Annotated in this window: 11 protein-coding genes; 9 read left to right on the forward strand and 2 right to left on the reverse strand. The window is 49.6% G+C overall.

The window, feature by feature from the left end; genetic code table 11:
• Positions 1-764 precede the first annotated feature (764 nt).
• Positions 765-1,865, reverse strand: coding sequence for a BamA/TamA family outer membrane protein (locus JUB14_RS22565; RefSeq protein WP_207509126.1), 1,101 nt, complete (start codon positions 1,863-1,865; stop codon positions 765-767).
• A gap of 195 nt (positions 1,866-2,060) precedes the next feature.
• On the opposite strand from JUB14_RS22565, the gene fumC reads away from it, so the two are divergent.
• The 6 genes from fumC (at position 2,061) to JUB14_RS22595 (ending at position 7,642) form a co-directional block, all read left to right on the forward strand.
• Positions 2,061-3,464 carry a class II fumarate hydratase gene (gene fumC, locus JUB14_RS22570; RefSeq protein ID WP_207509127.1) on the forward strand — a complete coding sequence of 468 codons (1,404 nt, stop codon included), beginning with the start codon at positions 2,061-2,063 and terminating at the stop codon, positions 3,462-3,464.
• A gap of 158 nt (positions 3,465-3,622) precedes the next feature.
• The gene (locus JUB14_RS22575; RefSeq protein ID WP_207509128.1) at positions 3,623-4,975 is read left to right on the forward strand and encodes an amidohydrolase family protein; all 1,353 of its coding nucleotides are present in this window, start codon (positions 3,623-3,625) and stop codon (positions 4,973-4,975) included.
• Between the two features lie 75 nt (positions 4,976-5,050).
• Positions 5,051-5,410: a hypothetical protein gene (locus JUB14_RS22580; RefSeq protein WP_207509129.1), complete on the forward strand. Its 360-nt coding sequence runs from the start codon at positions 5,051-5,053 to the stop codon at positions 5,408-5,410.
• A gap of 205 nt (positions 5,411-5,615) precedes the next feature.
• Positions 5,616-5,933, forward strand: coding sequence for a hypothetical protein (locus tag JUB14_RS22585; RefSeq protein ID WP_207509130.1), 318 nt, complete (start codon positions 5,616-5,618; stop codon positions 5,931-5,933).
• A gap of 4 nt (positions 5,934-5,937) precedes the next feature.
• Positions 5,938-6,666 carry an aspartate/glutamate racemase family protein gene (locus tag JUB14_RS22590; RefSeq protein WP_207509131.1) on the forward strand — a complete coding sequence of 243 codons (729 nt, stop codon included), beginning with the start codon at positions 5,938-5,940 and terminating at the stop codon, positions 6,664-6,666.
• 73 nt (positions 6,667-6,739) lie between these two features.
• Entirely contained in the window at positions 6,740-7,642 is a 903-nt protein-coding gene (locus JUB14_RS22595) for an NAD-dependent epimerase/dehydratase family protein (protein WP_207509132.1), read from the forward strand.
• 48 nt (positions 7,643-7,690) lie between these two features.
• Here JUB14_RS22595 and JUB14_RS22600 read toward each other — a convergent pair whose 3' ends face one another.
• A complete protein-coding gene (locus JUB14_RS22600; protein ID WP_207509133.1) occupies positions 7,691-8,278 on the reverse strand; it encodes a Crp/Fnr family transcriptional regulator in 588 nt (195 codons plus the stop codon).
• Between the two features lie 182 nt (positions 8,279-8,460).
• Here JUB14_RS22600 and mgrA point away from each other — a divergent pair, with 182 nt between their 5' ends.
• The 3 genes from mgrA to JUB14_RS22615 all read left to right on the forward strand — a co-directional run bounded on the left by mgrA (position 8,461) and on the right by JUB14_RS22615 (position 11,848).
• Positions 8,461-9,480 (forward strand): L-glyceraldehyde 3-phosphate reductase, encoded by a 1,020-nt coding sequence (mgrA, locus tag JUB14_RS22605; protein ID WP_207509134.1) that lies wholly within the window; start codon positions 8,461-8,463, stop codon positions 9,478-9,480.
• Positions 9,481-9,546: 66 nt separating this feature from the next.
• A complete protein-coding gene (locus JUB14_RS22610) occupies positions 9,547-10,785 on the forward strand; it encodes a PQQ-dependent sugar dehydrogenase (RefSeq protein ID WP_207509135.1) in 1,239 nt (412 codons plus the stop codon).
• A 226-nt stretch (positions 10,786-11,011) separates the two neighbouring features.
• Entirely contained in the window at positions 11,012-11,848 is an 837-nt protein-coding gene (locus JUB14_RS22615; protein WP_207509136.1) for an ATP/GTP-binding protein, read from the forward strand.
• Positions 11,849-11,873: the final 25 nt, after the last annotated feature.

The following is an 11,873-nucleotide window of genomic DNA, read 5'->3' on the forward strand; positions in this document are numbered from 1 at the left end:
ACCGTCTGTCTTACCTGTGTATGCTACTCTTTTTTACTGTGTTTCCCTTTCTTGTTCCCGAATGGGAGTGCAAAAGTAGTAGAAGCTTTCCGTATTTCCAAACCCAGACGCCGAAATATTTTCTGAGTTTTTTGCTCAGCCTCTCTGGCTTATGTATCCTGTGGATGGGTCAGACACCTCTGGTCAATCTTGCTCGGGAAGTGGGACCTTGTAAAAGGTCGCTTTACCTGGGGGCACCTGGTTATAACGGCACCGGGAGTCTTGTTAGTTCCTCACAAAGGAGAGAACTTTTTGCTTCACTACTCAGGGGCTTCTTGCGGCCCCGGGTCAGCCGTCTGCTGTGCCTGATTCCCGTTGATTGGGAGTGCAAAAGTAGTAGATGCACTACCTGTTCTGCAAGTGTTTTGTAAATTATTTTTTCAGGTTTTCCTAAGCAGTTGATTGGCTGATGCTTCCGATCCGAAGCCTTAGATATAACTTCGTGGTAGCTCTGGTTGTTCCTTTGGACGGGAGTTTTGTAGATATTTCCTACTTAACAAATGAACAGTACTACCAGGAAGTAGAGCCTTTTATAGAACATCCAGGAAGTTGCTAGGAGTTCGTTAGGTATGTAGGTATCTTCTAGTAGCACTTTACTATATAATTATCCTACTATAGAGGTATATGGATCGATAGGATAACAGGCTATTTCACTTTTGAAGCTCTGACAACTTTCCTATATATATAGGATATAGCCAATAGAGGATACTATTATTTATAAAGTATTAAAAAGCTTCGCCGATGGTAGCGTATAGGTTGCCATGACCGTAGGGAGACATGCCGTAGTCAATACGGATATTGAGGTGGTTCTTTTTCTGGGCGGTCACACGCAGTCCTACTCCGTAGGTATACTTCGGCTTGTTGAGTCGGATTATATCTTTTTCATCACCCATGACGCCCACGGCTCCAAAGCCTACTAATCCTATAAATCGCCACACTTCCCAGCGCGCTTCGGCCTGTCCGATCAGAGCGTTCTTGTCCCGGAAGAAGCCTTCGTAGACGCCACGCATTTTTTTCTGTCCTCCCAGAAACGATAACTGGCTAAAAGGTACTCTGTCACCAACGGTGGCGCTCGCTACATAATTGGTAGCGAGTACTACCTTTTTGTGGAGGGACTTGTAGTGGGACAGATCCAGGTAGTACCGGGTAAAGTTGCGGTCGGCACCGAAGATCCGGGAGGTAGGTAACACATAGGCTTCGGCGAATATGCCCCGACGGGGATAGAATACTATATCCCGTGTATCACGTAGTATGGATAGGCCAAGGCCGGAGGTACGGCTGAAATCACTTCCTTCGATCCGACCGGAGGCTAGTTCGCCACCAGGTCGGGTACCTGTCACATTGTATCCCTCATACTGGTACCGCAGGCCCAGGTAGGTATTGGGGGCAACCAGGCGGGATGCCAGGAGTCGCACCCGTGGGTACTGCACATCAAATATCTCCTGCTCTATCCGATCTTCCCCTATCCCGTAGTAGAAGTAATTGTACTTGTACCAGCCGTTGTCTCCACTGAAGTAGTAGCGGTTGTTGTCATAGAAAATGGTAAAAGGCAGGAACACCAGGATCTGCTTCTTTTGGGTATAAGTAACGCCGAACGATAGTTGCGAGGGTTTGGCTCCGACGGAATCACGTGCAAAGGAAAAGGTGGAAGCCACCACCGCCCCGGCCCCAAAACCTGTCTCGGGCAAACGGAACACTACCGGTACCGGTACAATGGTCTTGTCACGAAGGAACTCCCGCTTTTGGGGTTGTAGGGTATCCTGTACAGCACCCATTGCCCAGGGAGAACAAACTATCATTACCAGGAACCAGAAGCCTATTTTCATCAGGATATTTTTCTCAGATCTATCCTAAGAGTACCTGTTGATACATCTTTTTGTTTCGGCGGGGCCAAAGTGGAGGCAAAGAATATCCGGCAGCAGGAAACATTTATCCATAAAAAATACCAAAACTCCCCCGCCTGCCCTAATTTTACCCGGACAATCTGGTTCTTTTTTACTTTCTATATCTATTTATAACTAATGGAATACCGCATAGAAAAAGACACCATGGGTGAGGTACAGGTACCGGCTCATGTGTACTGGGGCGCTCAAACGCAACGCTCGATCATGAACTTCCCGATCGCGCAGGACATTAATAAGATGCCTAAAGAGATCATCAAGGCATTTGCATACCTGAAAAAGGCCGCCGCTATCACGAACTACGAGGCCGGCGTACTCCCCAAAGAAAAGTCAGACCTGATCGGACGCGTGTGTGATGAGATTCTGGAAGGAAAGCTAGACGACCAGTTTCCGCTGGTCGTATGGCAGACCGGCTCAGGTACGCAGTCTAATATGAACGTGAATGAGGTAGTGGCCTACCGCGGACATGTAGTACAGGGCGGTGAGTTAAGCGACAAGCAGAAGTTTCTGCACCCCAACGATGATGTAAACAAGTCGCAGTCATCGAATGATACCTACCCCACGGCTATGCACATCGCGGCTTATAAGATCCTGGTGGAAGTAACGATCCCCGGTATCACCAAGCTGCGCGATACCCTGAGATCCAAAGCTCAGGAATTCAAGGATGTTGTGAAGATTGGTCGTACGCACTTCATGGATGCGACGCCTCTGACACTGGGACAGGAGTTTTCGGGTTATGCGTCGCAACTGGATCACGGTCTGCGGGCTATTAAAAATACACTGGCTCACCTGTCGGAGCTGGCTTTGGGAGGTACCGCGGTGGGTACAGGTATCAATACTCCCGAAGGTTATTCCGAGAACGTGGCCCGTCACATTGCTGACTTGACGGGTCTGCCTTTCGTAACGGCGGAGAATAAATTTGAAGCTCTGGCCGCTCACGACGCTATAGTAGAAGCACACGGTGCGCTGAAAACCGTAGCGGTAAGCCTGATGAAAATAGGTAACGATGTCAGGATGCTGTCGTCGGGACCACGCTCAGGTATCGGTGAAATATTTATCCCCGACAACGAGCCCGGTAGCTCCATCATGCCTGGTAAGGTAAACCCCACCCAGAGCGAAGCCATGACCATGGTAGCGGCTCAGGTTATGGGTAACGACGTAGCCATCAACATCGGTGGTGCCAACGGACACTTTGAACTCAACGTGTTCAAGCCGCTGATGGCGTACAACTTCCTCCACTCGGCCCGCCTGATCGGTGATGTGTGTGTGGCGTTCAACGATAAGTGTGCCGTGGGGATCGAGCCGCTGCACGACAACATCCGGAAGCATGTGAATAACTCACTGATGCTGGTAACGGCTCTGAATACCCGGATCGGCTACTATAAAGCGGCTGAGATTGCACAGACAGCGCATAAGAACGGCTCAACCCTGAAAGAGACGGCCGTTGCCCTGGGCTATGTTACTCCCGAAGAGTTTGACGAGTGGGTAAAACCCGAAGATATGGTCGGTAAGATTGACCTGTAATTACTGCAAAGCCTCGCCTTCGGGCGGGGCTTTTTTGCTTTCGTAGATTTAAGTACCTTAGTTCCGACTTTACTACCTCATCCTAACCACATAGGATAGTGAGTGCTGCCAAAGCTCCACCTATCTCTGTGGCAGGACTTAAACTTCTATACGCCGCTATGAAAAACCTACTCTGCCTCTTACTACTCATCGCTACGCTCCCCGTACAGGCTCAGGTCGATCTGAAAGACCGGGAGATTGTATTCCGAGGTGTCAACGTCATACCCATGGATCAGGAACGGGTACTTACCAATCAGAATGTGGTGGTCAGGAATGGAAAGATAGCGGCGATCACCCCGGCCGCGCAGACTACCTATAAGAAAGATGCCCTAATAGTTGATGCCAAAGGCAAGTACCTGATGCCCGGCCTTGCCGAGATGCACGCGCACGTACCACCAGTGGATGACATGGATCCCATCCGGGAGGTACTGACGCTCTTTGTTACCAACGGGGTCACTACTATTCGGGGTATGCTGGGCCACCCCCGCCACCTCGACGTACGCGAGCGCCTGAAGAAGGGTGAACTGCTCGGCCCGCACCTCTATAGTACCGGCCCCTCCTTCAACGGCTACTCCGTTAAGATTCCTTCGCAGGGAGCCGAAATGGTCAGAGCCCAAAAGCAGGCGGGCTATGACTACCTGAAACTACACCCCGGCCTTACCCGCCAAAACTTTGAATCGGTTGCCAAAACAGCCAAAGAAGTAGGGATTCCGTTTGTGGGACACGTGTCCCATGAGGTAGGCGTATGGCGGGCTATCGATGCCGGTTATTCTTCCATTGATCACCTCGATGGTTTTATCGAAGGCATGGTGCCCGGTATCGAATCCATGGATGAGAAGCAGATAGGCCTTTTCGGGATGTACATAGCCGATAAAGCGGATCAGAGCCAGATCCCGAAGCTAATGCAGGCACTCAAATCAAAAAACGTATGGGTAGTACCCACGCAGGCGCTGGCCGAAAGGTGGCTGTCGCCTATTCCCGTGGAGGAGCTTAACAGTGCTCCCGAGATGGTGTACATGAATGCCCAGACCCGCAACAACTGGGTAAAGACCAAGCAGGACCTGCTGGCTAATCCATCTTACAATAAAGACAAGATCAACAACTACCTCAAGCTCCGCCGCGACCTCATCAAAGCCTGCCAGCAGAACGGTGTGGGCTTATTGCTTGGCTCCGACGGACCACAGGTGTTTAACGTGCCGGGCTTCTCGGTACATCATGAGCTGCAGTACCTGGTCGACTCCGGACTTACCCCCTACCAGGCACTTCAGACAGGCACTGTCAACGTAGCTCAATACCTCGGCCGCTCCGACATGGGTACCATAGCGGTAGGTAAGGAGGCAGACCTGGTCCTGCTGGAAGGAAACCCATTAGATAACATAGGCCAGACCCGCCGTATTGAGGGAGTACTCCTGGACAGCCGCTGGCTGCCAAAGGACTTCATTCAGGGTGAGTTGAAGAAGCTGGCGAAGTAGTAGAGGGAGAAATCAGGTTTGCCAATTAGATTGCCAAAGCCAATAACACTACCCACAGATCTAACTATAAATAAAATGAAAAGAATCGCAGTAATCCTGACCGTTAGCCTGGTATCACTTTTCGGTTGTTCTGAAATAAATGGAGATCTTAAATTTATGCATGATCTAAAGAACTCTATATCCGAAGCCTATAAGACGAAAGACATTGAAGTTACTATCGTAAATAAAACTGCGTTAAAGGTATTGCTCAAAGATTCAAAGTTCGATGATTATAGCTCTGATAAAAAAGTAAGCATATCCCGTGATATTGGAAAGCTGGCAAATAGCCTCAGAGAAAATAAAGAATTCTTTACAATGGGAGTAGTGGAATTTATTGATGAAGAAAATTACCCGCTCGTAAAGAAAAGCTCATCTGAATCTTATAACATGTATTGAGCTTACAGTAGAAAGCTTCCTCTGAATACTACAACACACAAACGATCGACAACGAGGATATACTCCCCTGCCCGCCTTATCTGCTGCTTTGGGAGCTAGCCCAGGATGGAGGTGATGCCCAGGCAGGATCAAATACCACCCTACCTCGGCAATAAATGTAACCAAGGTCATTTACAGAGTGGCTATAAAAAATCTACTATACCCTATGAATACAGAAGAAAACTATCTTCATAAAACATGGAGTGACTCCATCGAATCTATATCCATCGATGATGTAAGGGAAGCTATTTCTGAAGTACAGGAAATAGAGGGTGAGCACGTCGCCTTTTGGGTAGGGATATTCGACGAAGATGAATTTATACTGGAAGCCGACAAGGATCTAAACCTGACTGGAGTATTCGGCACTGAGCTCGATGAGCAAATCAAATTCAAAGCTAAGAGTTGGGAAGAAGTTGAGGAGCTATTCACACTGTTTCTGGATGGTGAGATAGAAGATGTAAGAACAAGATTAAAAACATACTAATAAAATGAAGACCATCGGGCTAATCGGGGGGATGTCATGGGAGAGTTCGGATTTATATTATCAAATCATCAATAGGAAAGTACAAGCTACACTAGGAGGTGTCCATTCCTGCAACTGCCTTATGTACTCGGTAGACTTTGCCGAAATTGCCGACTTACAACATCAGGGGCAATGGGATTTACTATCTAAAAAAATGGTATCGGTTGCTCAAAAGCTTGAATTGGCTGGTGCTGATCTGATAGTGCTTTGTACGAACACCATGCATAAGGTAGCAGTCGATATTGAGAACAACATCCACATTCCTTTCTTACATATTGTGGATGCGACAGCGGAGGAAATCCAAAAGAAATCGTACAGGAAACTAGGCTTGCTGGCGACCCGATTCTCCATGGAAGAAGACTTCCTGAAGTCGCGGTACAAAAGCAAATACAACATGGAGACTATTGTCCCTGATGAAGCAGACCGGAAGGATGTTCACCGGATTATTTATGAAGAGCTGGTAAAGGGAATCATCACAGCCGAGTCCAAGCAACGTTATCTGGAAATCATTGACAAGCTGGTTCAAAACGGAGCAGAGGCGATTATCTCAGGTTGTACAGAGATAGAACTACTAATCAAGCCAGGAGATATTCGAGTGGACCTGTTTCAAACAACGAAAATTCACGCAGAGAAAGCGGTTGAACTTGCATTGCAACAAGGTGAAGTACCTTCTGCTAGCAAAAAGAACATCTAGCTTCTATGAATAAGTACATAGTGAAATCTTGTTGAGCTAGAAAAATTACAATCATTATACATCAGAAGAATACATGACTAAAATGCGGATACTATTTACGGGAGGATCGGGAAAAGCGGGAAAGCACGTAATAGCCTACCTTCTTGACCAGGGACACAGAGTAATGAATGTAGACCAGGTGCCTCTGGAGCATCCAGGGGTGGATAATCTGATCGCTGATATCACGGATTCGGGGCAGATGTTCAACGCCATGAGTTCATATGCTGCCTTAGATGAGCTGGAGCCAGGTAATGGCGTACCCCCATTTGATGCGGTAGTACATTTTGCGGCTGTACCCCGGATCCTGATCAAACCGGATAATGAAACGTTTCGGGTTAATACCATAGGTACCTATAATGTGATTGAAGCGGCGGTTAAGCTGGGTATCAAGAAGATTATTATTGCTTCGTCAGAAACTACCTACGGTATCTGTTTTTCAGATGGCAAAACAGACCCGCATGCGCTGCCTTTGGAGGAGGATTATGATGTTAATCCCATGGATAGCTATGGATTATCAAAGGTGGTGAACGAGAAAACGGCACGCAGCTTCCAGCGACGGTCAGGCTTCGATATTTATGCCCTTCGTATCGGTAATGTGATTGAGCCGCACGAGTACGCTGAACTGTTTCCGCACTATTTCAAACATCCGGAGGTACGCCGCCGGAATGCATTCTGTTATATTGATGCGCGTGATCTGGGACAGATTGTAGATCTGTGTTTGCAAAAAGATGGTCTGGGCTTTCAGATCTTTAATGCCGGTAACGATCACAACGGTGCGGTTATCCCCAGCAAAGAACTGGCTGAACAGTTTTTCCCCGGTGTACCTATTACCCGTGAGCTAGAGGAACACGAAGCCCTTTTTTCCAATCGTAAAATCCGGGAAGTGCTGGGATTCAAGGAACAGCATAACTGGCAGAAGTACGTGCAACTGGAGTAACGCTATGATACATATATTCTATCTGTAAAACAGTACCTGGCCTCCCCCTCACTCCCCTTCCCTCTTCATCTGCTGCTTGCGGAGTTTGCTCAGGAACTCGGGAGTGATGCCCAGGTAGGAGGCGATGTAATGCTGGGGGACACGTTGGGGTATGGTAGGATAGCGTCGCAGGAACTCCTGGTACTGGTCCAGAGCTGAGTAGACGACTGTTTTGAAGAGGCGCCCCTGTACAACCGACAGGTGCCGCTGAATCATCAGACGGAACATCCGCTCCAGCTTGGGTACCTGCTCCAGTAGCCGCTCTTTGGAGGCCCGGGATAGCAGCAGTAGCTCGCAGTCTTCCAGGGTTTCGATGTACATGAAGCTGGGGGTCCCATTTTCGAAGCTGGTGATATCACTCACCCACCAGTCCTCTACGGCAAACTCGAGGGTCAGCTCCGTGCCCCGGCGGTCCAGCAGGTACTCCCGGATGCAGCCCTTGTTAACATAGGCTTCAAAATCACACACCTCACCCGCCCGCAGTAGTATCGTCTTCTTAGGTACCTGCCTATACTCCAGGCTGTCCTGAACCAGTACTAGCTCCTCTGGCGTGAGCTGGACGTAGCGGGCTATGTAGTTATGAATATTCTGAAACATCCTGCTGCTAATGGGGGTTCAGCTACTTACGTGTAGAAACAACTTTCGAATATAGGGGACAGCCATTTCTTGTCCTAGTTCAATGCGCGGTGGCCTCGCCTTTTCGGACTTTTGTACCGGCAGTGCCCAGTGGAGTACCGGACGGCACTACTTTTTACACATTACCAAACCCATATTGACTCATGACCTACTTACCTTCTCCGCAACGCTACGAGGATATGACCTACCGGCGCTGCGGAAACAGTGGCCTGATGCTACCTGCCCTGTCGCTGGGCCTCTGGCACAACTTTGGCCATATAGACAGCCTCGAAAATGCCCGTGCCATGCTGCGGCTGGCCTTTGACAAGGGCATCACCCACTTTGACCTGGCCAATAACTACGGCCCGCCTCCGGGCTCCGCCGAAGAGGTCTTCGGCCGAATATATAAAGATGACTTCCGGAGGTACCGTGATGAACTGGTGATCTCTACCAAGGCAGGCTGGCCCATGTGGGAAGGTCCCTACGGCAACTGGGGGTCACGCAAGTACCTGGTAGCGAGTCTGGACCAGAGCCTGAAGCGCATGGGACTGGACTACGTAGATATCTACTACCACCACCGCCCCGACCCGCACACGCCCCTGGAAGAAACCATGACCGCTCTGGACCATATCGTACGCCAGGGCAAAGCCCTGTACGTAGGGATCAGTAGCTACCATCCTCTCGAAACGGCCAAGGCCGTCGACATCCTGAAAGAGTTAGGTACCCCCTGCCTCATTCACCAGCCCCGGTACTCGATGTTTGATCGCTGGGTAGAAGATGGACTGCTGGACGTACTGGAGCAGAAAGGTGTAGGATGTATACCGTTTTCATCCCTCGAACAGGGCCTGCTGACCAACAAGTACCTGAAGGGTATCCCCGCCGACTCCCGTGCTGCTACCCACCGGGGTAATGGCGCAATCGAAGAAGGGCAGATCACCGAGGAAAAAGTAAATAAGGCGATAAAGCTAAACGAAGTAGCCGCCCGACGCGGACAAAACCTGGCGCAGATGGCCCTTTCGTGGGTGCTTAAAGACCCAAGGATTACCTCCGTTATACTTGGTGTAAGTAAGCCGCAGCAGATCACCGACTCGCTGCAGTGCCTGCAGAACCTGCAATTTACGGAGCAGGAACTGAACGAAATCGAAGCCATCCTGGCTGGAAATCAGTCTGTCGATACTCTATAGGTAGACTATCGACGCCAAGTACTTATATTTACGACTTTATTAGGAAGCCTAATAACCACAGAACCCATGACAAAATCCATTTCATTGTACACAACAGCCGCTGCGCTGGTTTTGAGTACCTGTACCGCTACTTTCGCTCAGAATGGGTCCGCCTCCACCAAGGCTGGCAACCTGCCCCCCGTTGAAACCAAGGCGCCCAACTCGCCCAATAACACTCCTGCTTTCAAAGGTCAGACTCGTGTAGCCGGTGTAAAAACGACTACCCCCTACGAAGGCAAAGTACTAACCGAAGACCTGAAGTCGCCCTGGGGTATCACCAGCATGCCGGACGGACGCCTGATCCTGACCGAAAAGGCTGGTACCCTACGCATCGTGACGCAGGACGGAAAGGTGAGCGAGCCTATCACGGGCCTGCCCGAAGTACACCACAAAGGCCAGGGCGGTCTGCTGGGTATTACGCTGGACCCCAACTTCAGCAGCAACCGGATGGTGTACTGGACTTTTTCCGAGCCTACGGATGAGGGCAATCTCACGGCCGTAGCCAAAGGCAAACTTTCGGCCGACGAGAAAACCATTGAAGGTGCTACGGTGATCTACCGCGCAACTCCCTACTACAAAGGCAACCTGCACTACGGCGGGCGTATCCTCTTCGACAAGCAGGGTAACCTCATCATAAGTACCGGTGAGCGCTCTGACCTGGCTACCCGCCCCCAGGCGCAGTCGCTTGAGTCGGGCCTGGGTAAGGTGATTCGTATCACAACTGAAGGCAAACCCGCAGCCGGTAATCCATTCATGAAGCAGGAAGAAGCCCGTCCTGAGCTGTACTCCTACGGGCACCGCAACGTGCAGGGACTTGCTTTTCATCCCGTAACAGGCGACCTGTGGGAGAATGAGTTTGGTCCCCGTGGCGGTGATGAACTGAACCGCATCCAGGCTGGCAAAAACTACGGCTGGCCTACTATTACCTATGGTATTGAGTACAGCGGAAAAACCGTTGGAGATAACATACAGCAGAAAGCAGGTCTGGAACAACCCATGTACTACTGGGACCCATCGGTATCGCCCAGCGGTATGACCTTCTACACCGGCAACCAGATTCCCGAGTGGAAGAATAATCTCTTCATCGGGACCCTGAGCGGTATGCACATTGCGCGACTGGTACTTGACAAAAACAACCGCGTAGTAGGTGAAGAGCGCCTGCTGGCTGATCAAAGCCAGCGCTTTCGCGACGTAACTCAGGGTAAAGACGGTGCCCTTTATGCCGTAACTGACCAGGGAAGGCTGTATAAGATATCTAAGAAGTAAGCCTGAGCTTGCCTTATTCAAATCATACGGAATCTCTTAGGAGGTTCCGTATTTCACTTTAGAAACTGCTATTCACTCCTCTGTCACCCACAGATTTTATGGGCTGGGTATCAGGGGCGGGAGCAGTACCCTAATTCATTACAACTACACTTTTCAGTAAAAAAGTCGGCTTTATGTACTTTTGTGTTACTGAATTAGTATTCAATTTTCACTAACTCTATTCACTATGAAGACTAGAAAATTACTAGGTTCTCTGCTGGCTGCTATGTTATGTGCCTCTGTGGCTCAGGCTCAGCAGCACTCCCTAACGCACCTGTGGACCAGCGAGTCGAACCTACCCATACCCGAATCAGTACTATACAGCCCTACTGACAAAGTATTGTACGTGTCCCTTATTGACGGAAAGCCCTGGGACAAGGATGGTCAGGGGGGCATAGCCAAGGTAGGACTGGACGGAAAAGTAATTAGTAATACCTGGGTGACGGGCCTTCATTCCCCCAAGGGAATGGGTATAGTGGGCAACCAGCTGTTCGTAGCCGATATGGACGAGGTGGTAGTCATTGATCGTATGTCGGGCAAAGTAACGCAGCGGATTGCCATTGAAGGAGGTAAGCACCTCAACGATGTCTCTGCCAATAAAAAAGGTGAGGTGTACGTATCGGACATGGAAACCGGCAAGATTCACCTGATTAAAGGGGGCAAGGCAAGTACCTACTACGAAACTACAGCTAACCCTAATGGCGTACTGGCAGTGGAGGATGGTCTGCTCATGGCGATCGGCGGAAAGCTGATGAAACTGGACGCGAAGAAGAACCTGGCCATCCTGGCCGAAGGGATGGACGCCAGTACAGACGGTATAGAGCAGGTTAGTCCGGGCGAATACCTGGTATCCTGCTGGTCAGGGGTAGTATATCATGTGAAGGCGGATGGTACAAAAGAAACCCTGCTGGACACCCGTAGCGAAAAGATCAACTCAGCGGATATAGGTTACGATCCAGCCAAAAAGATTGTATACATACCTACATTCATGAAAAACAATGTAGCAGCCTATCAGCTCAAATAAGGGTTGTAAAATGAAGATTAAAGGC

The sequence above is a fragment of the Telluribacter humicola genome (genome assembly GCF_017355935.1).
In the GTDB taxonomy this organism is placed as follows: domain Bacteria; phylum Bacteroidota; class Bacteroidia; order Cytophagales; family Spirosomataceae; genus Telluribacter; species Telluribacter humicola.